Origin of the sequence: Mesorhizobium sp. M1A.F.Ca.IN.020.03.2.1 (assembly GCF_004023205.1) — a bacterium.
Classification (GTDB): Bacteria; Pseudomonadota; Alphaproteobacteria; order Rhizobiales; family Rhizobiaceae; genus Mesorhizobium.
This window is the reverse complement of record NZ_RZSV01000047.1, coordinates 11090-31656: the sequence shown is the minus strand read 5'-3', so window position 1 is coordinate 31656 and position 20567 is coordinate 11090. Positions and strand designations below refer to the sequence as shown.

Sequence of the window (20567 nt, the reverse complement as noted above, 5' to 3'; positions counted from 1 at the left end):
GGCATGAAGCCCGGCATGGCGAAGCCGAAGCTCGACTTGATCATGCGGACCTCGCCGATGGCGCCCGATTTGATCAGCTCGACCAGCTGCAGCGTCTGCGGATGCAGCCGGTACATGAACGCTTCGCCCAGGAAGGTGCCCGCTATTCGCGCCGCATGCATCATGGCGTCGGCCTCGAAGGCGGTGAGCGCCAGCGGCTTTTCGCACAGCACATGCTTGCCGGCTTCTGCCGCCTTGATCGCCCATTCGGCATGGCCTGGATGCGGGATCGAAATATAGACCGCATCGACGTCCTCGTCGGCAAGCAGCGCGTCATAGCCGTCGAGGATGCGCGCGCCCGGAAACGTCTCGGCAAGGCCCGGCTTGCCGGGATTGCGAGCGCCGAGCGCGACCAGTTCGCCGGTGCGCGACTGCGCCAGGCCGCCGGCAAAGGATTTGGCGATGCTGCCGGGTCCGAGGATGCCCCAGCGAATTTTTCCGGATGTCATGTCCAATTCTCCATGCGGTCGCCGCCACGCCTTCGCGATCGGGCAGAAAGGAAAGTCAGCGAATCCTGGCGCCTGTCTTGTCGAAGAGCAGCGAGCGCTCGGGCTTGATCGAGACGGTGAAGTGGTCGCTGCCGGCGCGCTGGCGCCTGGCCTCGCGCTCGATGATCAGCTCCTCCGGCCCGGCATCGGCGTAGACATAGCTGACCGAGCCCAGATGCTCGGCGACGTCGGCCTTGACCGAAATGTCGCAGTCGCCCTCGCCGGCCTCGAAGAAATGCTCCGGCCTGACGCCGAGCACGACTTCCGCGCCGGGCGCCGGCAAGGGGCCGCAGAGCGGCTTGCGCAGTCTGGCGCCGCCATGATTGACGAGCTCGACGGTCGCGGCGCTGTTGGACAAATCGACGACCTTCGCCGCGATGAAATTCATCTTCGGGGAACCGATGAAACCGGCGACGAAACGGTTGGCCGGATCGTCGTAAAGGTCGAGCGGGGCGCCGATCTGCTCGACATTGCCGGCCTTGAGCACAACGATGCGGTCGGCCAGCGTCATCGCCTCGGTCTGGTCGTGCGTCACATAGATCATGGTGACGCCGAGCTCCTTGTGCAGGCGCGAGATCTCGACGCGCATCTGCACCCGCAGCTCGGCGTCGAGATTCGAAAGCGGCTCGTCGAACAGGAACACCTGCGGCTCGCGCACGATGGCGCGGCCGATGGCGACGCGCTGGCGCTGGCCGCCGGACAATTGCTTCGGCCGGCGCTGCATCAGCTCGTCTATGCAAAGGATTTCGGCGGCGCGCTTGACCCGCCGTTCGGTGTCGGCCTTCGGATTGCCGTTCATGCGCAGGCCGAAGCTCAGATTCTGCTCCACCGTCATGTGCGGATAGAGCGCGTAAGACTGGAACACCATGGCGATGCCGCGGTCGGCCGGCTCGACATCGTTCACCACCTTGCCGCCGATGGCGATCTCGCCGCCGCTGATGTCCTCCAGCCCGGCGACCATGCGAAGAAGCGTGGACTTGCCGCATCCCGACGGGCCGACGAAGACGACGAACTCGCCGTCGGCAATGTCGATATTGGCGCCATGGACGACCTCGAAGGTGCCGAAACGCTTGACGACATTGGTGAGGGTGACGGCGGCCATTTCGTTCCTATCCTATTTGACCGCGCCGGCGGCGATGCCGGCGATGAAATGGCGCTGCAGCAGCACGAAGACGATCAGCATCGGCACGGTCAGCATGACGGCGCCGGCCATGATGCCGCCCCACGACACCTTGGTCAGGCCGATCAGCGTGCCGAGCGCCACCGGCGCCGTCATCGCGCCGGGTTGGCTGTTGATCAAAAGCGGCCAGAGATAGTTGTTCCACGAGGCGAGGAAGAGGATGATGGCGAGGGCCGCCAGCATCGGCCGCGCCAAGGGCAGCGCCACGAACAGGAAGATGCGCCATTCCTTCACGCCTTCGACCCTCGCCGCGTCGACCAGCTCGGCCGGCATCATCGAAAAGGCCTGGCGCATGAAGAGCACGCCGAGCGAATTGAACAGCGGCGGCACGATCAGCGCGATCCAGGTGTTGGCGAGCTGGAAGTCGCGCGCCACCATGATGAATTGCGGGATCAGCACCACGGCGTAGGGAAGCGTGATGGTGCCGAAGATGATCGCCACCACCACGCCCTTGCCGAGGAAGTCGTAGCGCGCCAGCGCCCAGCCGGCCATCGAGGTCACCAGTACCGAGAGAAAGGTGTAGGTCACCGCCACCGAGACCGAGATGCCGATCGCGCCGACGAAATTGGTGTCGCGCTGCAGATTGTTGAAATTGTCGAGGAAGCTGTCATGCGGCAGAAGCTCGATGCCGGGGCTGAAGATGCCGTTGTCGGGCATGGTGGAGAACACCACCATCATCCACAGCGGGAACAGCCAGATCAGCGCCAGCGGCGTCAGGACGAGATGCAGCAGGATGCTGCGTCCGAGCCGCCTTTGCGAGCGCGAGGTCATTTCGGCTCCCTCGTCAGCCAGAGCTGCACTAGCGTGATTGCGATGGCGAGGCCCGCCATGGTGTAGGCGATCGCCGAGGCATAGCCGAAATTGAGCGAGCGGAAGCCCTGGCGGTAAAGCAAGAGGCCAAGGGTTTCGGTGCCGCCGCCCGGCCCGCCGCGTTCGGTGATCAGGAAGGGCTCGGTGAAGAGCTGCATGGTGCCGATGATCGACAGCACGGCGCAAAAGACGATGACCGGCTTCAACAGCGGCAGGGTGATGTAAAAGAACTGCTTCACCTTGCTGACGCGGTCGAGCGTGGCGGCCTCGTAGACGTCATCGGGAATGGATTGCAGGCCGGCAAGAATGATGATGGCGTTGTAGCCGGCCCAGCGCCAGGTCACCGCGATCATGATCAGCGCCATGGCCGGCGTGACGTTGGAGAACCAGTCGATCTTCTCCAGGCCGACGCTGCTCAACAGCTTGTTGACGATGCCGAAATCGAGGCTGAACATCAGCCGGAACACCGCCGAGTAGGCGACCTCGCCGACCACGACGGGGGCGAAGAACGCAAAGCGGTAGAGGCCGCGCGCCTTGAGCAGCGCCGAATTCAAAAGCACCGCCATCACGACCGCCAGCGAGATCATCACCGGAACCTGGATGACGAGGATAAGCAGCGTGTTCTTCAGCGCGTTGAAGAAGGCGGGATCGCCGATCAGGCGGCCCCAGTTGAAGGTCGGCGCGAAGCGCCACGGCACGGTGCGGGTCGCCTGGAAGGAGATCAGGAAGGAGCTGATGATCGGCCAGATCCAGAAGATGGCGAAGATCAGGAGATAAGGCGTGAGGAAGCGATACGCGGCGGCGTTGCGGTAGCGCATCGTGTTCCTCCTCCTTCCAGTTTCGGGTCGCGCCTTCCTAGCGGGCACGGTCTTGATCATGTGTTGAATTGCTGGAGCAGTGCCAATGGTCGATGCAGGCGCTGCCCTGTCTTGCCTTCTCCCCTTGTGGGAGAAGGTGGCCGCGAAGCGGCCGGATGAGGGTGTTCCAGCTTGGCAACGACGGCAATCCGTCCAACACCCCTCATCCGTCTTGGCGCTACGCGCCAATCCACCTTCTCCCACAAGGGGAGAAGGAAAAGCGACGCTCACTTGACCGGCAGGCCGGTCGCAGAGGCGATCTGGCTTGCGGCGTCGTCGAGCGCGGCCTTGGCATCGGGATAGCCGCCGGCAAGATACTTGGTCTGCACGGCCCGCACGATGATCTCGGCATCGCTCTGGAACTGCGTGCCGCGGCTCGGGACGACCTTCGGCAGCGTGGCGAGGATGTCCTTCCAGACCGCCTGGCCGCCCCAATAGGGCTGGCCCTGCGCGACGTAAGGATCGTCGAGCGCGGAAATCAGCGACGGCACCAGGCCGAAATCCTTCAGCATGGTGATCTGGCCTTCATTGGTCTCCAGCGTGTATTTCAGATAGGCGTAGGCCGCTTCCTTGTTCTTGCTGGCCGAGGTGATGGCCAAAGAGGAGCCGCCGAGATTGGCGGCGCGCGGGCCGTCGGCGGTCAGGCTCGGCATCAGGTAGACGCCCCATTTGCCGCTTTCCTTCGGCGATTCGGTGCGGATCGTGCCCTCATACCAGCCGCCATAGACCTGGGTGGCGACCGTGCCGGCGGTGTTGTTGGTGATCTTGGTCGACCAGTCGGCGGAAGAAACGATGCCGGCGTCCTTCATTTCCTTGACCTTGGTCATGGCGTCGACGCATTTCGGCTGGTTGACCGTGATCGACTGGCCGTCCTCGGCGAAATAGGCGCAGCCCTGCTCATTGGAGATCATGCGGAAGAATTCGGTATCGCCGTTGAAGTCGGCGTTGGTCATTATGACGCCGGGGTTGGCGGCCTGGATCTTCTTGCCGGCGGCGATGAAATCATCCCAGGTCTTGATCGATGCGGGGTCGACACCGGCCTTCTCGTAGAAGTCGCGGCGGTAGAAGACGGCGACCGGGCCGGAATCCCAGGGCATCGCATAGGCCTTGTCGCCGACCTCGAGCTCGGTGCGCTTGAAATCGGGGAATTTCTTCTGGTCTTCCGCGCTGTAGCCCAGCGTGTGCAGGTCGACGAAGCAGTCCGGGAACTGGCTCCAATAGTTCTCGGCCTCGCCGTTCTCGATCGAGACGATGTCGGGCAGACCGACGCCACCGGCGGCGCAGCCGGCGATCGACTTGTCATAGGTCGGCTGGTTGCCGAGGTCCTGAACGGTGACCTTGATGTCGGGGTACTTCTTGTTGAAGCCTTCGACGGTGGCCTTCAGCGACGAAGCGGCGATGTTCCAGCTCCAGATCGTGAGTTCGCCGGATTGCGCCAAAGCGGGGCCGGAGCCCAGGGCAAGCAAAAGCGCGGCGCAGGTCAGTGTGGTGCGCATTGAAATCCTCCCATTTCGTTTGCTCTCTCACCGTGAGCCTGGCTAGATTATGCGGCGCGGAAGGCTTGTCCCCGACAAAGGGAATAAGAAATTGGCGGAAAGTAAGATGCCTCAGCGTCCGTTCTACCAGCCAGGCGCGAGCAGCGTCGAAGGCCTGCCGCTGGCCTTGCAGATGTTCCACAACCAGCCGTTGGTGATGCTGAAGCCGCATTGGCACGCCCAGGTCGAGGTCAACTTCATCGTGCGCGGCAGCGTGCACTACCGCATGGCGGAGCATGAGATCGCGCTCTCTGCCGGTGAGATGTGCCTGTTCTGGGGCGGGCTGCCGCACCAGATGGATGATCTCACCGATGACGCCATCTATGCCGGCGCGCATCTGCCGCTGGTGCATTTCTTCAGGCTGCATCTGCCGGCCGATGTCCGGCATCGGCTGATGACGGGCGCGACGCTGGTGACGAATGCCACCGACCAGTCCGACAACGACAATTTCAAGCGCTGGAACGAGTATGCGCGCTCGGGCGATGCGGCCAAGGCCGAACACGCCGTCAACGAGCTGCTCTTGCGGTTGGAGCGCGTGCGCTTCGAGCCGTACCGGCTGGTGCCGGCAACCGCGTCCGGACACGGCGCCGGCAGCGCCTTCGACCAGCAGTCCTCGCGAAATGTCGGGCGCATGTGCGATTTCATCGCCGAGAATTTCCTCTACGACATCGACTGCGTGAACATCGCGGCGGCGGCCGACATCCATCCGAAATACGCCATGAGCCTGTTCAAGAAATCGACCGGCATGACGCTCAACGAATATGTCAATCTGCTGCGGCTGAGCTATGCCCAGGCGCTTTTGATGCATGAGGGCGCCAATGTGCTGAAGGTCGCCATGGACTCGGGCTTCGGCTCGCTCAGCGCCTTCAACAAGTCGTTCCGCAAGCTTGCCGGCATGTCGCCCTCCGATTTTCGCAGGGCGGGCGTGCGCTGAAGCCCGCCGTCAGGCGGCCGGCTCCCTCACCGCGGGGAAGTCGACGATGACGGCAAGCCCTGGATGGTTGTCCTCCAGCGTGATCGACGCGCCATGCAGGTCGGCGACCGCCTTGACGAGGCTTAGGCCGAGGCCGCTGCCCGGCGTCGTGCGGCTGGAATCCAGCCGGTAAAGCCGCTGAAAGACCTTTTCGCGCTCGCCGGCCGGAATGCCGGGCCCATCGTCGCGGACATGGACGAGGACACGCTCGCCCTGCTTTGTCACCGACAGCTCGATCGCTGTGCCGGGGGGACAGTGCCTGAGCGCGTTCTCGACTAGGTTGGCGAGCATCTGCATCAGCAGGTCGCGGTCCCCGTGGACGTACCATTTGGTGTCCGGAACGAGCGTCGTCGACAACGATTTTCCGTCATCCTCGGCGACGTCGGCATAGACCTCGCCGATGGTGTCGACGACACTGCCGACGTCGAGATCGACAAAGCGGGCCTTGCGCGCGCCGGCCTCGATCTGAGCGATGCGCAGCAGCGCATCGAAGGTGTCGTTGATCTGCCGGCTTTCGCTGCGCGCATCGGCCAGCTCGGCTGAAACGGTCTCGCCGGAGGCGGTCTTGTCGGCAGCCTGCTCCAGGATCATCTGCAGGCGGTTGAGCGGCGTCTTCAGGTCGTGCGCGATGTTGGCGCTCACCTCCCGCATGCCGTCGACCAGGCCCGACAAGCGGTCGAGGGCTGCGTTCACCTGGGTGGACACGGCGTCGATGTCGTCGCCATTGCCGGTCAACGGGATGCGCGCGTCGAGCCGTCCGTGCGAGACGTCGACCATGGTGGCGGCAATGCCGTCGAGCCGCCGCTGGACGCGCGAGGCGAGCAGGGCGCCGCCGGCAATGGCGAGCCCGGTGATAAACAGCGTGCCCCAGCCGAAGCTCATCAGCACGATGGTCTTCAACTCGTCCGTCTCGGCAAGCGAGAAGGCAACCGTCAGATTGTTGCCGCCGACCTCGCCGGTATAGGCGCGGTACATCGTGTCGGGCGGCACGCCCGGCAATCTGGCGGCGAACATCGAGAAACCGTCGGGCAGGCCGGAGGCGGTGAAATTGCCTGCCAGACGGTTGCCGGCGGGGTCGGTCAGCGAGAAAAGCTGGTCCTTGTCGGGGCTGAGGTCGGCGTTGTTGTTGACCGAGGCGACAAGATCCTCCTTGTCGTTGGCGGCATAGGTCAGGGCAACGACCGAATAGGTCTCCTTGATGGACTTATCGAGCCGCCTCGCCAGATCGGCGCTCATCAGCTGATAGACGACCGCGCCGGACAGGATGAAGGCGAGCACGAACAGGAAGGCAAAGGTCAGTGCCAGGCGGAACGGCGTGCTGCGCAGCAGGCTGGGGCGTGCTTCCTTCATCGTTTCAGGCGGGGCTCGGCCAGAACAGCCATAGCAGGGCCAGGGCCGCCACGATCCAGACGGCAATCATGAAGATCAGACCGGTCAGGCTGACCGGCCGGGTGCTGCGCGTGGCGGTGTCGCGGAATTCCCGCATGAGCCCGGCCGGAACCAGCTTTACCGCAAGCAGGATGCCGAGCGGAACGATTACAAGATCGTCCAGATAGCCGATGATCGGAATGAAATCCGGAATGAGGTCGACAGGGCTCAGCGCATAGGCCGCGACCGCGCCGGCCACGACCTTTGCGTACCAGGGGACGCGTGGATCGCGGGCGGCAAGCCAGAGCGCCACGACGTCGCGCTTCATGCGAAGCGCCCATTGCCTTGTGGAGTCCAGCATCGCCATGTCGCTTATATACGGACAGCCGGCCGGAGGCGCGAGATGCGATCAGGCATGGATCGTCAACCCTGCGCGTGCAGGCTGTAGCCGGTGTTGCGCACGGTATGGATGAGCGGCACGTCGAACGGCCTGTCGACCTTGGCCCTGAGCCGGCTGATATGGGTTTCGACGACGCTGGTCTTGGGGTCGAAATGGAAGTCCCAGACGCGCTCCAGAAGCATGGTGCGGGTAATCACCCGGCCCTCGCCGCGCATCAGCACTTCGAGCAGGCTGAACTCCCGGGGCTGCAGGTCGATGGTCCTGCCCTGCCTGGTCACGCGCCGCATGATCAGGTCCATTTCGAGGTCGGCGACACGAAGGCTGGTCTTCTGCTCCTGCGCCGCCGGCCTCCGGCCGAGCGCGTTGATGCGGGCAAGCAGTTCGGAAAAGGCGAAGGGCTTGACCAGATAGTCGTCGCCGCCGGCCTCCAGCCCTTCCACCCGGTCGTCGACGCCGCCGATCGAGGTCAGGAATATCGCCGGCGTCTTGATGCCCGCCGCTCGCACCGCCTTGATCATCGACAGGCCGTCGAGACCGGGGACCATACGGTCGGCAACGATGACGTCATAGGCATTGCGGGTTGCCGCGGCGAGCGCTTCGTGGCCATTGCGCAGGAGATCGCAGGCGTGCCCGGCCTCGCTCAGTCCCCTGACGATGTAGTCGGCAGTCCTTGGGTCATCCTCAACCAGCAGCAGTCGCATCTTGGCCTATCGTCCGGTGTCGAGTTCAAGCGGCACGGTAGCATCGGCGAGGCCCCATTCCCACAAGCCGGACTTACGCAGGCCTGTCCGGGTCCTTACAAATTCGTAAGAATGATCGAAAATAATGGGAAGACCTCGCCGCCGGGCGCGAGAAAGGTTAGGGGAGCGCTGGCCCGGCCGGAGTGACTCAAATCGAATGGCTTACACATCGCTCAAGTCAGCGCCAAAGGCCTTCGACCAGCACAAGCGCCTGATCGTCGTCCAGGTCGCCGCAGTGACGGCCATCGTCTTGCTGCTGTTTGCCAAGCCGTTCCTCAGCGAGGGCTCGAGCGGACACGAGCTGATGGAGACGGCCGGCTTCGGCTTCGTGCTCGTCTGCTTTCTCGGCCGGCTGTGGAGCATTCTTTATGTCGGCGGCAGGAAGAACGACGAGCTGGTCGTCTCCGGTCCGTTCTCGATGAGCCGCAATCCGCTCTATTTCTTCTCGATCATCGGAGCGGTGGGTATCGGGCTGATGTTCGGATCGGTGCTGGCCGCGGCGATGCTTGGGCTTGCAAGCTTCCTCGTCTTCCCGTTCACCGCCGGCCGGGAGGCCGAGTTCCTGTCCGGCAAGTTCGGCGCCGCCTACACGGCCTATGCCGAGCGGACGCCGCGTTTCTGGCCGAATCCGATGCTCTACCGCGACGAGGACCACTGGGTCTTTTCCACCAGCGCGCTGAAAAGCACGTTCCGGGACGGCCTATATTTTCTGGCCTTCTTTCCGCTTATCGAGGCGGTCGAGCATTTTCGTATGATCGGCATGCTGCCGACCTTGTTCACAATCTACTGATTGCGATTGGGCGTTTCGCTGCCCGAGCTAAAAAGCCCAGCGATTGCACCCAAAAGAAGTCAGGGGCAATGCCTTGAGTCCGAGCTGGCGAAGCATATACCTCTTTATGACTTGGGCTGTTGGGCTGCGTGATGGAAATTCGCACGTCGAAACACGATACGCTCGGACGGTTGTCGGTGTTTGAACTCGACGCGTTGCGGGAAGCTTTCAAGCGATCGGTTCGCGAGAACAACGTCACAGAAATCCAGTGGGCCGAGCACGCCGAGCTTTTCGTCAAACGCGCGATCGGCGAGGAAAGTCGCGCCCTCCGAGCCTAAAGCGCGTCGCGTCGAATTGGCCCGCGCCACCCATCAGGCCGGCTTAGCCTTTGCCTCCGCCGCGCGCGCCGCGCCTTGTGCTTTCCAAAAGGATCGCCAGGCAGCCGATCAGGATCAGGACAGCGCCGAGGAGCGGCGGCAGCGCCAGAAGCTTCACGGCGCCGGCGACCAAAGCGATCAGAAGCAGTGCCAGAAGCGCAAGGCTGCCGTCGTCGACGAACATGCCGACGAGCTCCTTCAGGACGAGGCGGACGATTTTCATCGGGCAATTCCCTTCGAGCGGTTCACCATTTCACGGAAACGGCAAGCCGCTCTGTTTCTTTTTGACCGCAATTCCGGACGGAAAACCGTTTCACACTTTTCCTGGAATTGCTTTGGCAGCAGCCACGTGGGCGTTGCGCAGCCAGCGCACCATGGCGAAGGATGCCGCGGCGATGACGACGAAGATGGCAAGCAGCGCAAAATCCTCGCCCGGCCATTCGGCGCCGAGGCCTTCGCCTGTCCAGAACACGCCGAAACTGGTCAGCATCAGGCCGACCACGAATTTGAGCGCATTTTCCGGCACACGCGCCAGCGGCCGGTGCATGGCGAGGCCGATCAGCATTACAAGCACGAATGCGGCCAGCGCTCCGAGACCGGCATAGAGCGTCTGGCCATGCGCGGTCCCGACTGCAATGACGATGAACACCACCTCGACTCCTTCGAGCAGCACCGCCTTGAAGGCCGCCACGCCGGCCAGATAGCCGGCGCGACGATCGTTGGCGTAGCGGGTCAGCGCGTCGGTTTCCCTGGAAAAGGCTGCCTCTTCGTCGCGGAGCGCGATGATCCCGGCGCTGCGCAGGATCGCCTTGCGCAGCCAGCGCATGCCGAACAGGATAAGAAGCACGCCGACCACGAATTGCAGGAGCGTGATCGGGATCAGCTGCAGCAGCGGTCCGAAAGCCAGCACCAGCGCCGCCAGCACGGCGAGCGCCGAGACGGCGCCTGTCAGCGCCGGCCGCCAGCCGCGCGTCACGCCGACGGCCAGCACGATGGTGAAGGCTTCGACCACCTCAACAAAGGACGCCAGGAACGAAGCGGCCACGGTGGAGAGAACGGGCGTCAGGTCATGCATGAATGGCTACCGAGGTCCGTGTTTCGCCGCCCTTTTCGGAAGGCGGGGCCGGTTCAGCCTTGTTCAACAGGCGATGACGCACAAAGTATGGCGGATGGACAAATCAGCCGTCGCCGGCTGCACATTCTCGACCGCGGCGGCGAACTTGCGCCCGTGCGCAGGCCGGTGGCATAAGGCCATGCTCATCAGAGGAAGCGGCTTCAGATGACGTTATCGGTGAGAGACCTTCCCCTGCGCACGCCGATCGACGGCCGGCACCGGCAGATGATGATCGACGGTGAGTGGCGCGATGCGGTGAGCGGCCGGACTTTCGAGACGCGCAACCCCGCCACCGGCGCGGTGCTGGGCACCGTGCCGCTTGCGGATTCCAAGGACGTCGACCTGGCAGTGGCCGCCGCGCGGCGCGCCTTCGAGGGACCGTGGAGCCGCCTCAAGCCCTATGAGCGCCAGCTGCTGCTGTTGAAGATCGCCGATCTCATGGAACGGCATTGGGAAGAGTTGGCGCTTTCCGACACCACCGACATGGGCATGCCGATCACCCGCACTTTGGCCAACCGCAACCGCGTGCTCGGCATGCTGCGCTTCTATGCCGGCATGGCGACGTCGATCCACGGCCAGACGATCGGCAATTCGCTGCCCGGCGAGATCGTCTCCTACACGCGCAAGGAGCCGGTCGGCGTGGTCGGCGCGATCATTCCGTGGAATGCGCCCACCGCCGCCTCGATCTGGAAGATCGGCCCAGCCCTGGCCACCGGCTGCACCATCGTGCTGAAACCGTCGGAAGAGGCACCGCTGACGCCGCTTCTGATCGCCGACCTGATGCAGGAGGCCGGCGTGCCGCCGGGCGTCGTCAACGTCGTGACCGGCACGGGCGCGGAAGCCGGTGCGCCGCTCGCGGCGCATATGGATGTCGACAAGGTGGTCTTCACCGGCTCGACCGCCACCGGCCAGGCGATTCTGCGCGCCTCGGCCGCCAACATGAAGCGCGTGTCGCTGGAGCTAGGCGGCAAATCGCCGGTGATCGTGCTCGCCGATGCCGACATCGAGCGCGCCGTGCCGGTGGCGGCCATGTCGGTCTTCGCGAATTCCGGCCAGGTCTGCATCGCCGGCTCCCGGCTCTTCGTCGAACGGCCGATCTATGACGAATTCGTCGAACGCGTCGCGGCCTTCGCGGCAAAGCTGCGGATCGGCGACGGCGCCGACCCCGAGACCGAGATCGGACCGCTGATCTCGCCAAGACAGCTCGAGCGCGTGACGGGCTTCATCGCGGACGGCGCGCGCGAGGGCGCGCGGCTGGTGACAGGTGGTGAGCGCATGACCAAGGGCGCGCTGGCCGCAGGCAATTTCATGACGCCCGGCGTGTTTTCCGGCGTCACCGACGGCATGCGCATCGCGCGCGAGGAAATCTTCGGGCCGATCATCTCGGCGCTGCCCTTCGACACGCTGGACGAAGCGGTGCGGCGCGGCAACGACACGCCCTACGGTCTCGGCGCCGGCGTGTTCACCAAGGATGTCGGCAAGGCGCACCAGCTCGCCAACCGGCTGCGCGCCGGCTCGGTCTGGGTCAACACCTATCACGCGATCGACCCGGCCGTGCCGTTCGGAGGCTACAAGATGAGCGGTTACGGCCGCGAGGGCGGCGCCGAGCATCTCGACGAATATCTCAACACCAAGGGCGTCTGGATCCGGATCGATTGACGGTCTGTATCCGGTCGCGTTTCGTTGAATAGCCGCACGGCTTCAACTATTTGCGTTGCATTGCGCAATTCCGCGGCGGAACGCCGTCGCACGTTTTCCTGGTATTGCGCTGGAGCAACACAAGAACACGAGCGGTTCAGCGGGCCGCCCGACGCGGAACGGAGCGCATGAAGAAGATCGGATTTCTGTCGTTCGGGCACTGGTCGCCCGCCCCGCAATCGGGCACGCGCTCGGGCGCCGACGCGTTGCTGCAGTCGATCGACCTTGCAGTCGCGGCCGAGGAGCTCGGCGCCGACGGCGCCTATTTCCGCGTCCACCATTTCGCCCGCCAGCTCGCCTCGCCGTTTCCGCTGCTTGCCGCGGCCGGCGCGAAGACCAAGCGTATCGAGCTCGGCACCGCCGTCATCGACATGCGCTACGAGAACCCGCTCTACATGGCCGAAGATGCGGGTGCGGCCGACCTCATCGCCGGCGGCCGGCTGCAGCTCGGTATCAGCCGCGGCTCGCCCGAGCAGGTGATCGATGGCTGGCGCTATTTCGGCTACGTGCCGGAAGAGGGCAAGACCGATGCCGACATGGCGCGCCGCCACGCCGAGATCCTCCTCGATCTGTTGCGCGGCGAAGGCTTCGCCCAGCCCAATCCGCGGCCGATGTTTCCCAATCCCCCTGGGCTGCTCAGGCTCGAGCCGTTCTCGGCCGGCCTGCGCGAACGCATCTGGTGGGGCGCGGCCACCAACGCCACCGCCGAATGGGCGGCCAAGCTCGGCATGAACCTGCAGAGCTCGACGCTGAAATTCGACGAGGGCGGCCAGCCGCTGCACATCCAGCAGGCTGAGCAGATAAGAGCCTTCCGCGCAGCCTGGAAGGAAGCCGGCCATGCGCGCGAGCCGCGCGTGTCGGTGAGCCGCAGCATCTTCGCCTTGGTCAACGACATGGACCGCGCCTATTTCGGCGGCAGCGAGGGCGAGGATCATTTTGGCTATATCGAGCCGGAAAAGCGCGCCGTTTTCGGCCGTACCTACGCCGCCGAGCCGGATCTGCTGGTTGAGCAGCTCAGGCAAGACGAGGCGATCGCCGAGGCCGACACGCTGCTTCTCACCGTGCCCAACCAGCTCGGCGTCGACTACAACGCCCATGTCATCGAGGCGATCCTGAAGCACGTCGCGCCGGCACTCGGCTGGCGGTGATCAATCGAGCGATTCGACGGCCGCGAGGCGAGACCAAACTCGATTTCGGGGCCATGATCGAATCGGCGCACCCGATGCTTTGAGGCACTGCCACCGGCAATCAGCTCGCTGCGCCAGTGTACCGCTCGCGCACGATCCGGGTGATGTGGACCACGTTCAGGCCGATGAAGAAGACGTTCCATGCCACGACGTTCAACATCGGGACGGGCTGGCAGTAGAAGTATACTGCCAGGCAGGTTGCCGCCGTCAGGGTGAGCATTCGCAGGCGCAGCATGTCCATTGTGAAGTAGGCAATCACGTAAAGAATGTTCGCCGCGTTGATGAGCAGTTCCATGAGAGTTCCCATGTGGTGGGGCGTGCAGGAAGGGGCGGTGCCCGGTTGAAACGCCGGGCACCGCCTGCCGTCAGTCGCCGCCAAATTCGGTCTTGAAGGTTTCGAAGTCGATCTGCAGGCCATTCAGCACGGCGCTCCAGTGCCGGACGTAGCCGGCATGGGCCACGGCTTCGGCGACCTCCTCGTCGGTGGCGCCGCGGTCCTTGGCCATCTTGGTTTCCAGCCAGATGCAGTAACGGCACGGAATCTGCGCCGCCACCGCGACGTTGATGAGCGACTTTACCTTCGGTTCGAGAGCGTTGTTCTTGGGTTGAAGCTCGAGACCCTTGAACATCGCCCAAGCGCCGGCGACTGCCGACTTTGGATAGGCCTTGATATGGCTCGGCACGATGCCGAGCGTCGCCTCGATTTCCTTGTAGGTCTGCTCGGCCGCCGGCAGTTCCTGCGCAACGGCGAGCGGTGCGGCAAGTACGGTAGCGATGGCGAAGCCTATGCCTGTGAGAATGTTTTTCATGATCAGTCTCCTGTTTGTTGGGATCGAAGGGATTGCCGCCCGCCCCGCGCCCCCTTTGCGCCGCGAGGCCGGAAGTCGTCCGCTGCGACCGACCGGTGTTAGCTTTCGAAGGTCAGAGCCGGGCCTCGAGGACCAAGTTGAACGGCGTCTCGAAGGCACGACGGAAACGGGTGAACCCGGCCTTGCGGAACACTTCCGCCAGCCGTGCCTCGCCGGCCTGGGCGCCCAGCACGAGGCGGCCGCCGTCCGAAATAGCGTGGGCGCAGCAGATGGTGGTGGAGGCCGCGTAATACATTCTCGCCACCGGCGAGATGTTGTCCTCGACCCGGTCATTGGCGAAAGGCTCGACCAGCATCACCGTCCCGTCCGGCGCCAGCGCCTTTGATGCATGCACTGCCGCGGCGACAGGATCGCCCATGTCATGCAGAGCATCAAAGAAGCAGATCAGATCGTAGCCGCTGCCCGGGTAGTCGTCGGCCCGCGCCTTTTCGAACGCCACGCGCCCTTCCAAGCTCTGCTTGGCGGCGCCGCGACGGGCCTCCACCAGCGAGTCTTCGTGATTGTCGAAGCCATGGAAGCGGGAAGCCGGAAAGGCCTTTGCCATGAGCGCCGTCGAATGGCCGTGACCGCACCCGATGTCGGCGACAAGCGCACCAGTCCTGAGCTTCTCGACGACGCCCTCCAGGGATGGCAGCCATTCGCTCACGAGACTGGCCTTGTAGCCGTTCCGGTAAAAGGCGGCCACGCCGCAGGCCAGGCGTCCGTCATGATCTCCCCAGGCGATGCCCTTGCCGGTGCGGAAAGCCTCTACGGCCTTCTCTTCGTCGGCCCACATCGAAGCGGGCACCGCCCAAGCGTTGGGAATGAAGACGGCGCTGTCCTCGTCGGCGAGCACGACTTCCTGTTCGGGTGTCAACTCGTAGGTGTCGCTGACCGGGTGGTAGACGATATAGCCGCCCGCCACTTGGGAATTGAGCCATTCGCGTACGTAACGTTCGGCACAGCCGGCCCGCCCCGCGAGCGCGCGGGCACTGAGGGGTCCGAGGCCCGCCATGGCCTTGTAAAGACCGAGACGGTGGCCGAGGCTGATCATGACTCCGCCGTAGCCGGCCGAAATATCACCGATCGCTCGCGCGACGAGCGCATCGAGTTTTGCCGGATCGATCTTATGGTTGTGGGTATGCTCCATGTCCAAGTCTCCTGTCCAAGCGCTCGGGCAATCCCGAGGCAGCGGCTGAATCGCAGGAACAGGGAAGAAACGGGAGAGCGCGACTCTCCAGAATCGGGCCATTTGTGCCACTGGCCCGTCGTCAGGAGAGAAACTGGCGGCCGCGCGCGCCGGGCGCTATGGTTGCGGCACCTGCGACATGGATTAGCCGACATGCATCGTCACTTCACCACTGCCGCATCCGAGCCGCTTCACGTGAGTCTGGTGGCCATTCCAGAGGCCGTGGTGTCCACGTTGTCGGGCATCTTCGACGTGATGAATGCCTTCAAAATAATGCCGCTGCCGGGCAGCGAGCCGCGCCAGGCTCCGCCCTTCGAGATTGAGATCGTCGGCCTAGAAACGGGCGCTCTGGAACTGGCCAGCCGCGTGCCGGTCATGGTTCAGCGAAGTGTGGCGGAGGTGGATATGACCGACATCGTCATTGTTCCTTCGATCCTGCTTGGGCCGAACGGCTGGCGAAAGGACCTGCATCCGGAACTGATCGAGTGGTTCCGCGCCATGCATGGCCGCGGCGCGCTCTTGTGCTCGGCGTGCTCAGGCATCTTCCTGCTTGCCGAAACCGGTCTGTTCGATGGCGTGGACGCGACCGTGCATTATGGCTACGCCGGCGACTTCGGCCGGACGTTTCCACAAGTGCCTATCCACCCGGATCGTGTGCTGGTGGTGTCGGGCAAGCGAGAGGAGCTCATCTCCTCGGGTGCTTCCATGACCTGGCATGATCTGGTGTTGTACCTGATCGCCCGACACGCCGGCGCGACCGCAGCCCAGGCCGTGGCGCGCTCATTCGCGCTGCAGTGGCATCAGGAACGGTCTTGCGCCCTACATCATCTTTGAGGGTCGCAAGGATCATGGCGATCTTGCCGTTCAGGCGGCGCAGGACTTGATCGCCACCCGATTTTCGGTCGCCAATCCCATAGAAGAGATGATCCGCTGCGCCCAGCTCACGGAGCGCACCTTCAAACGCCGTTTCACGAGTGCGACCGGCCTGAGCCCGATCGCCTATGTACAGCGCTTGAGGATCGAGGACGCCAAGCGCCGACTGGAGCGCACCGACGCGTCAATCGACGACGTCAGCTGGCAGGTCGGGTACGAAGAGCCTGCGTTCTTCCGTCGCTTGTTCAAACGTGTGACGGGGCTGGCGCCCGGCGCATACCGCAAGCGGTTCAAGATCCCCGCCTATGCGCAAAGGCATTTGCCCGACGAGAGCGTCGAACTCCGGCTGGGAAATAGCCAGCGGCAGACCTAAGCCGGGCCGACGCTGCGATATCCGCCCGGCAGGCCGCTCGGGTACGCTTCCTCCGCGAGCGTGTTGACATCCGACGAAGACAAGCAGTAGTTTTTTGCGTAATCGGTTACGTAACCGATTACGCCCATTCAGGAGGAGGAAAGTATGAGCAAGGTTTCAAATACCCGCAGGCTCGACCTGGGATCGTTCTCGCGTCGTCGGTTCCTCAAGACAAGCGCGCTGGCGGCCGGCGCGCTTGCGCTGCCGTTCGGTCCGGCGTTTGCGGCCGACAAGCCGAAGGTAGGCCTGGTCATGAAGTCTTTGGCCAACGAGTTCTTCAAGCAGATGCAGGCCGGCGCGGAGGACTATGCGGCCAAGAACAAGGACAAGTTCGATTTCGCCGCCGTCGGCATGAAGGACGAGCGCGATTTCGCCGCGCAAGTCGATGCGATCGAGAACTTCATCACCCAGAACTACAAGATCATCGTCGTGGCGCCGGCCGATTCGAAGGCGATGGTCACGCCGATCGCCAAGGCGCTGAAGGCCGGCATCAAGGTCATCAACATCGACGTCGCGCTCGACGATGAGGCCAAGAAGAAGGCCGGCATCGACCTTGCCTTCTTCGGGCCGGACAACCGCGCCGGCGCCAAGCTCGCCGGCGACGCGCTCGGCAAGGCGCTGGGCAAGGGCGGCAAGGTCGTCATCCTCGAAGGCAATCCGGAAGCCGACAACGCCAAGCAGCGCAAGCTCGGCTTCGACGATTCGGTGAAGGAGCACGGCCTCGACCTGCTCGATTCGAAGACCGCGCATTGGGAGACCGAGGAAGCCAACACGCTGATGACCAACTTCCTCACCCAGCACCCGGACATCCAGGGCGTGATGGCGGCGAACGACTCGATGGCGCTCGGCGTGGTCAAGGCGATCGACGCGGCCGGCAAGTCGGGTCAGATCAAGGTGGTCGGCTTCGACAACATTCCGGCCGTCGGCCCGCTGCTCAAGGAAGGCAAGATGCTCGCCACGGTCGAGCAGTATGGCGCGCAGATGGCGGCCATGGGCATCGACTACGGCCTGCGCGAGCTTGCCGGCGAGAAGTTCTCGGGCTGGGTCAAGACCGACGTCAAGCTGATCACCGCCTGAGGCGAGCACAGGCGCCGGGACTCCCTCTGGCGCCATCCATTCGCTTGTCTCATCATCGCCGCCGGCAAGCAGCCGGCGGCGATGAGCGCCATTCAGGATTGCTGCATGGACGATGGGGTTCTTTCCCTTGAAGGGGTAGGAAAAATCTTTCCCGGCGTGGTCGCGCTGAGCGACGTCTCGCTGTCGATCGCGCGCGGCGAGACGCATATCGTCCTCGGCGAGAACGGCGCCGGCAAATCGACGCTGATCAAGCTCTTGGCCGGCATTTACCAGCCGGACAGCGGGACGATCGCCTTCAACGGCCAGCCCTATCAGCCGAAGACGCCGCATGACGCGCAGCTAAGCGGCATCCGCATCGTGCACCAGGAGCTGAACCTACTGCCCTATCTCAGCATCGCCGAGAACCTGATGCTGGAAAACCTGCCGCGCCGCGCCTTCGGCATCGTCGACCGCAAGGCGCTCAACCGGCGCGCCGTCGCGCTGCTCAAGGAAGTCGGGCTCGATGTCGATCCGAGGACGCGGGTCGAAGCGCTTGGCGTCGCGCAGATGCAGCTGGTCGAGATCGCCAAAGCGCTGAGCTACGACAGCAAGCTGCTGGTGCTCGACGAGCCGACGGCGACGCTGACGCCGCCGGAGATCGGGCGGCTGTTCGCTATCATCAAGCGGCTGAAGGCCAGGGGCGTCACCATCATCTACATCTCGCACCGGCTGCACGAAGTGTTCGAGATCGGCGACCGGGTGACAATCTTGCGCAACGGCAGGCTGGTCGCGACCCGCGACCTCCACGGCCTCAGCGTGCCGGATGTCGTGCGCATGATGATCGGCCGCGACATCGCCGACGAATTCGGCTTCGACGCCTCGATCGTGCCGGGCAAGGTCGCGCTCAGCGTCACCAATCTGAAGCGCAGCGCCGTGACGCCCGAAATTTCCTTCAACGTCCGCCACGGCGAGATCTTGGGCGTGGCCGGTCTGGTCGGCAGCGGCCGGACCGAAGCCATGCGGGCCCTGTTCGGCGCCGATCCGAGGCTCGACGGCGTCGTCGAGATCGACGGCAAGCCGGTGGCGATCACGGCGCCCAAGGATGCCGTGCGGCATGGGCTCAGCCTGCTTACCGAGGATCGCAAAGGCCAGGGCCTGCTGCTCGATCTGGCCGTGGACAAGAACATCACCATCACCGATCTCGGCAAGGTGTCGCGCCACGGGCTGGTCAACCGCCGGGCCGAAGCCGCGGCAGCGAACGATCTCATCGGCCAGCTGCGCGTCAAGGCAAGCTCGATCGAGCAGGCGGTGCGCAACCTCTCGGGCGGCAACCAGCAGAAGGTGGTACTGGCCAAGTGGCTGTTCCGCGGCACCTCGACGCTGATCCTCGACGAGCCGACGCGCGGCGTCGACATCGGCGCGCGGCGCGAGATCTACCAGCTTCTGTGGATGCTGGCGGCGGCTCAAAAAGGCATCATCATGGTGTCTTCCGACCTGCCCGAGCTGATGGGCATGTGCCATCGCATCATCGTCTTTTCCAAGAACAAGATCGTCGGCGAGGTGCCGCGAGCCGAATTCGACCAGGAGCGCATCCTGTCGCTCGCCTACCAGGAGTATGTGCGACCATGAGCGAGACGTCCGAAACCCTCGTGTCGGCGCCTGTTTCTCCCGGCAAGGCGAAGTTCCTGCGCGTCCTGATCCGCGACGCCGGCGTGCTTCTGGCGCTGGTGCTGATCACGCTGTTCTTCTCGCTCACAGCGCCTTACTTCGCCACGCCCGGCAACGCGCTGAAGATCTTCGTGCAGATCGCCATAAACACCGTGCTCGCCGCCGGCATGACCTTCGTCATTCTCACCGGCGGCATCGACCTTTCGGTCGGCTCGGTGCTGGCGCTCTGCACCGTGGTCGGCGCCACCGTCATGATCGACGAAAGCCTGTCGCCGGCCGTCGCGATCACTTTGGCGCTGCTCGCCTGCATGGCGACCGGTGCTGCCTGCGGCTTCCTCAACGGCTGGATCTCGACGCGCTGGAAGATCCCGTCCTTCATCGTCACGCTCGGCATGCTCAACATGGCGGCGGGCGCCGCGCGCGTGGTCAGCGACAATTCGACCATCACCGGCCTGCCGCAGAGTTTCGTCGATTTCGGCAATCTGATCATCGGCGGCTTCCTGCCGTCGATCTTTCTGGTCGCGGTGCTGGTGATCGCGGCCGGCTGGTTCGTGCTGCGCTTCACCGTGTTCGGCCGCATGATCTTCGCCGTCGGCACCAATGACGAGGCGGTGCGCCTCTCCGGCCACAATCCGGATTTCTACAAGGTCGCGGCCTTCACCATCAGCGGCCTGACGGCCGGCATCGCGGCCATGGTCTATCTGCTGCGCTTGAACATCGGCAGCCCGATCGCAGGCGTCGGCTACGAGCTCAATGCAATCGCCGCCGTCATCATCGGCGGCACCAGCCTCAGCGGCGGCAAGGGCTCGATCATCGGCACGCTGGTCGGCGCCTGCATCCTGCAGGTGCTCAGCACCGGGCTGCAGTTGCTCGGCGTCGGCGACAATTTCAAACCGATCGTGATTGGCCTTGTCATCGTGCTCGCCGTCATCCTAGACGCTTATCGGGAGAGGCTGTTGCGGAGGATCCGCTAGAGGGTCAGAGGG

21 protein-coding genes and 1 pseudogene are annotated in these 20567 nt (G+C 64.1%); 9 read left to right on the top strand and 13 right to left on the bottom strand.

Features of this window, described 5'->3' with window-relative positions; translation table 11 throughout:
- The 5 genes from EOA79_RS10515 to EOA79_RS10490 all read right to left on the bottom strand — a co-directional run.
- Positions 1 to 488, bottom strand: a 488-nt coding sequence (locus EOA79_RS10515; RefSeq protein WP_164893840.1) for a Gfo/Idh/MocA family oxidoreductase, incomplete at its 3' end; no start/stop codon positions are given.
- 55 nt (positions 489 to 543) lie between these two features.
- Positions 544 to 1629 carry a sn-glycerol-3-phosphate ABC transporter ATP-binding protein UgpC gene (gene ugpC, locus EOA79_RS10510; RefSeq protein ID WP_095825120.1) on the bottom strand — a complete coding sequence of 362 codons (1086 nt, stop codon included), beginning with the start codon at positions 1627 to 1629 and terminating at the stop codon, positions 544 to 546.
- A gap of 12 nt (positions 1630 to 1641) precedes the next feature.
- The gene (locus EOA79_RS10505; RefSeq protein ID WP_095825121.1) at positions 1642 to 2478 is read right to left on the bottom strand and encodes a carbohydrate ABC transporter permease; all 837 of its coding nucleotides are present in this window, start codon (positions 2476 to 2478) and stop codon (positions 1642 to 1644) included.
- Positions 2475 to 3335 (bottom strand): sugar ABC transporter permease, encoded by an 861-nt coding sequence (locus EOA79_RS10500; RefSeq protein WP_095825122.1) that lies wholly within the window; start codon positions 3333 to 3335, stop codon positions 2475 to 2477. The genes EOA79_RS10505 and EOA79_RS10500 overlap by 4 nt, the downstream gene beginning before the upstream one ends.
- Positions 3336 to 3601: 266 nt before the next feature.
- A complete protein-coding gene (locus EOA79_RS10490; RefSeq protein ID WP_066991538.1) occupies positions 3602 to 4870 on the bottom strand; it encodes an ABC transporter substrate-binding protein in 1269 nt (422 codons plus the stop codon).
- Positions 4871 to 4976: 106 nt separating this feature from the next.
- On the opposite strand from EOA79_RS10490, the gene EOA79_RS10485 reads away from it, so the two are divergent.
- Positions 4977 to 5843: a helix-turn-helix domain-containing protein gene (locus tag EOA79_RS10485; protein WP_095799566.1), complete on the top strand. Its 867-nt coding sequence runs from the start codon at positions 4977 to 4979 to the stop codon at positions 5841 to 5843.
- A 9-nt stretch (positions 5844 to 5852) separates the two neighbouring features.
- Here the strand turns inward: EOA79_RS10485 and EOA79_RS10480 are convergent, their stop codons facing one another.
- From EOA79_RS10480 to EOA79_RS10470, 3 genes are read right to left on the bottom strand one after another with little or no spacing between them, the layout of a single operon-like run.
- Positions 5853 to 7232, bottom strand: coding sequence for a HAMP domain-containing sensor histidine kinase (locus EOA79_RS10480; RefSeq protein WP_095825124.1), 1380 nt, complete (start codon positions 7230 to 7232; stop codon positions 5853 to 5855).
- A 4-nt stretch (positions 7233 to 7236) separates the two neighbouring features.
- Positions 7237 to 7617: a YkvA family protein gene (locus EOA79_RS10475; RefSeq protein ID WP_095799568.1), complete on the bottom strand. Its 381-nt coding sequence runs from the start codon at positions 7615 to 7617 to the stop codon at positions 7237 to 7239.
- Positions 7618 to 7673: 56 nt separating this feature from the next.
- On the bottom strand, positions 7674 to 8351 hold the full coding sequence (locus tag EOA79_RS10470; protein ID WP_066991553.1) for a winged helix-turn-helix domain-containing protein: 678 nt from the start codon (positions 8349 to 8351) through the stop codon (positions 7674 to 7676).
- Between the two features lie 196 nt (positions 8352 to 8547).
- On the opposite strand from EOA79_RS10470, the gene EOA79_RS10465 reads away from it, so the two are divergent.
- Both EOA79_RS10465 and EOA79_RS10460 read left to right on the top strand, forming a co-directional pair.
- Positions 8548 to 9180: an isoprenylcysteine carboxylmethyltransferase family protein gene (locus tag EOA79_RS10465; RefSeq protein WP_127335333.1), complete on the top strand. Its 633-nt coding sequence runs from the start codon at positions 8548 to 8550 to the stop codon at positions 9178 to 9180.
- Positions 9181 to 9311: 131 nt separating this feature from the next.
- Positions 9312 to 9497 (top strand): hypothetical protein, encoded by a 186-nt coding sequence (locus EOA79_RS10460; protein WP_095799570.1) that lies wholly within the window; start codon positions 9312 to 9314, stop codon positions 9495 to 9497.
- Positions 9498 to 9540: 43 nt separating this feature from the next.
- On the opposite strand, the gene EOA79_RS10455 is transcribed toward EOA79_RS10460, so the two are convergent.
- Positions 9541 to 9759: a hypothetical protein gene (locus EOA79_RS10455; protein WP_066991559.1), complete on the bottom strand. Its 219-nt coding sequence runs from the start codon at positions 9757 to 9759 to the stop codon at positions 9541 to 9543.
- A gap of 90 nt (positions 9760 to 9849) precedes the next feature.
- Positions 9850 to 10611 carry a COG4280 domain-containing protein gene (locus EOA79_RS10450; protein WP_095825126.1) on the bottom strand — a complete coding sequence of 254 codons (762 nt, stop codon included), beginning with the start codon at positions 10609 to 10611 and terminating at the stop codon, positions 9850 to 9852.
- A gap of 204 nt (positions 10612 to 10815) precedes the next feature.
- On the opposite strand from EOA79_RS10450, the gene EOA79_RS10445 reads away from it, so the two are divergent.
- A complete protein-coding gene (locus tag EOA79_RS10445; RefSeq protein ID WP_095825127.1) occupies positions 10816 to 12309 on the top strand; it encodes an aldehyde dehydrogenase family protein in 1494 nt (497 codons plus the stop codon).
- A 167-nt stretch (positions 12310 to 12476) separates the two neighbouring features.
- A complete protein-coding gene (locus tag EOA79_RS10440; RefSeq protein ID WP_095825128.1) occupies positions 12477 to 13496 on the top strand; it encodes an LLM class flavin-dependent oxidoreductase in 1020 nt (339 codons plus the stop codon).
- A 100-nt stretch (positions 13497 to 13596) separates the two neighbouring features.
- On the opposite strand, the gene EOA79_RS10435 is transcribed toward EOA79_RS10440, so the two are convergent.
- From EOA79_RS10435 to EOA79_RS10425, 3 genes are all read right to left on the bottom strand, one after another.
- Complete coding sequence (locus tag EOA79_RS10435; RefSeq protein WP_164746687.1) at positions 13597 to 13830, bottom strand: hypothetical protein; 234 nt, start codon at positions 13828 to 13830, stop codon at positions 13597 to 13599.
- A 70-nt stretch (positions 13831 to 13900) separates the two neighbouring features.
- Positions 13901 to 14344, bottom strand: a complete 444-nt coding sequence (locus tag EOA79_RS10430; protein WP_095776734.1) for a carboxymuconolactone decarboxylase family protein — start codon at positions 14342 to 14344, stop codon at positions 13901 to 13903.
- A gap of 112 nt (positions 14345 to 14456) precedes the next feature.
- A complete protein-coding gene (locus EOA79_RS10425; protein ID WP_095825130.1) occupies positions 14457 to 15533 on the bottom strand; it encodes a class I SAM-dependent methyltransferase in 1077 nt (358 codons plus the stop codon).
- A 192-nt stretch (positions 15534 to 15725) separates the two neighbouring features.
- On the opposite strand from EOA79_RS10425, the pseudogene EOA79_RS10420 reads away from it, so the two are divergent.
- The 4 genes and pseudogenes from EOA79_RS10420 to EOA79_RS10405 all read left to right on the top strand — a co-directional run bounded on the left by EOA79_RS10420 (position 15726) and on the right by EOA79_RS10405 (position 20555).
- A pseudogene (locus tag EOA79_RS10420) lies at positions 15726 to 16818 on the top strand (helix-turn-helix domain-containing protein).
- A gap of 144 nt (positions 16819 to 16962) precedes the next feature.
- Positions 16963 to 17934 carry a sugar ABC transporter substrate-binding protein gene (locus EOA79_RS10415; protein ID WP_095825131.1) on the top strand — a complete coding sequence of 324 codons (972 nt, stop codon included), beginning with the start codon at positions 16963 to 16965 and terminating at the stop codon, positions 17932 to 17934.
- A 105-nt stretch (positions 17935 to 18039) separates the two neighbouring features.
- The gene (locus EOA79_RS10410) at positions 18040 to 19542 is read left to right on the top strand and encodes a sugar ABC transporter ATP-binding protein (RefSeq protein ID WP_127239942.1); all 1503 of its coding nucleotides are present in this window, start codon (positions 18040 to 18042) and stop codon (positions 19540 to 19542) included.
- Positions 19539 to 20555 (top strand): ABC transporter permease, encoded by a 1017-nt coding sequence (locus EOA79_RS10405; protein ID WP_095825133.1) that lies wholly within the window; start codon positions 19539 to 19541, stop codon positions 20553 to 20555. The genes EOA79_RS10410 and EOA79_RS10405 overlap by 4 nt, the downstream gene beginning before the upstream one ends.
- Positions 20556 to 20567: the final 12 nt, after the last annotated feature.

Bases quoted from the DNA above. Each gene is read 5' to 3' on its own strand.
- ugpC (WP_095825120.1), bottom strand. From the start codon at position 1,629: ATGGCCGCCGTCACCCTCACCAATGTCGTCAAGCGTTTCGGCACCTTC.
- EOA79_RS10505 (WP_095825121.1), bottom strand. From the start codon at position 2,478: ATGACCTCGCGCTCGCAAAGGCGGCTCGGACGCAGCATCCTGCTGCAT.
- EOA79_RS10500 (WP_095825122.1), bottom strand. From the start codon at position 3,335: ATGCGCTACCGCAACGCCGCCGCGTATCGCTTCCTCACGCCTTATCTC.
- EOA79_RS10490 (WP_066991538.1), bottom strand. From the start codon at position 4,870: ATGCGCACCACACTGACCTGCGCCGCGCTTTTGCTTGCCCTGGGCTCC.
- EOA79_RS10485 (WP_095799566.1), top strand. From the start codon at position 4,977: ATGCCTCAGCGTCCGTTCTACCAGCCAGGCGCGAGCAGCGTCGAAGGC.
- EOA79_RS10480 (WP_095825124.1), bottom strand. From the start codon at position 7,232: ATGAAGGAAGCACGCCCCAGCCTGCTGCGCAGCACGCCGTTCCGCCTG.
- EOA79_RS10475 (WP_095799568.1), bottom strand. From the start codon at position 7,617: ATGGCGATGCTGGACTCCACAAGGCAATGGGCGCTTCGCATGAAGCGC.
- EOA79_RS10470 (WP_066991553.1), bottom strand. From the start codon at position 8,351: ATGCGACTGCTGCTGGTTGAGGATGACCCAAGGACTGCCGACTACATC.
- EOA79_RS10465 (WP_127335333.1), top strand. From the start codon at position 8,548: ATGGCTTACACATCGCTCAAGTCAGCGCCAAAGGCCTTCGACCAGCAC.
- EOA79_RS10460 (WP_095799570.1), top strand. From the start codon at position 9,312: ATGGAAATTCGCACGTCGAAACACGATACGCTCGGACGGTTGTCGGTG.
- EOA79_RS10455 (WP_066991559.1), bottom strand. From the start codon at position 9,759: ATGAAAATCGTCCGCCTCGTCCTGAAGGAGCTCGTCGGCATGTTCGTC.
- EOA79_RS10450 (WP_095825126.1), bottom strand. From the start codon at position 10,611: ATGCATGACCTGACGCCCGTTCTCTCCACCGTGGCCGCTTCGTTCCTG.
- EOA79_RS10445 (WP_095825127.1), top strand. From the start codon at position 10,816: ATGACGTTATCGGTGAGAGACCTTCCCCTGCGCACGCCGATCGACGGC.
- EOA79_RS10440 (WP_095825128.1), top strand. From the start codon at position 12,477: ATGAAGAAGATCGGATTTCTGTCGTTCGGGCACTGGTCGCCCGCCCCG.
- EOA79_RS10435 (WP_164746687.1), bottom strand. From the start codon at position 13,830: ATGGAACTGCTCATCAACGCGGCGAACATTCTTTACGTGATTGCCTAC.
- EOA79_RS10430 (WP_095776734.1), bottom strand. From the start codon at position 14,344: ATGAAAAACATTCTCACAGGCATAGGCTTCGCCATCGCTACCGTACTT.
- EOA79_RS10425 (WP_095825130.1), bottom strand. From the start codon at position 15,533: ATGGAGCATACCCACAACCATAAGATCGATCCGGCAAAACTCGATGCG.
- EOA79_RS10415 (WP_095825131.1), top strand. From the start codon at position 16,963: ATGAGCAAGGTTTCAAATACCCGCAGGCTCGACCTGGGATCGTTCTCG.
- EOA79_RS10410 (WP_127239942.1), top strand. From the start codon at position 18,040: ATGGACGATGGGGTTCTTTCCCTTGAAGGGGTAGGAAAAATCTTTCCC.
- EOA79_RS10405 (WP_095825133.1), top strand. From the start codon at position 19,539: ATGAGCGAGACGTCCGAAACCCTCGTGTCGGCGCCTGTTTCTCCCGGC.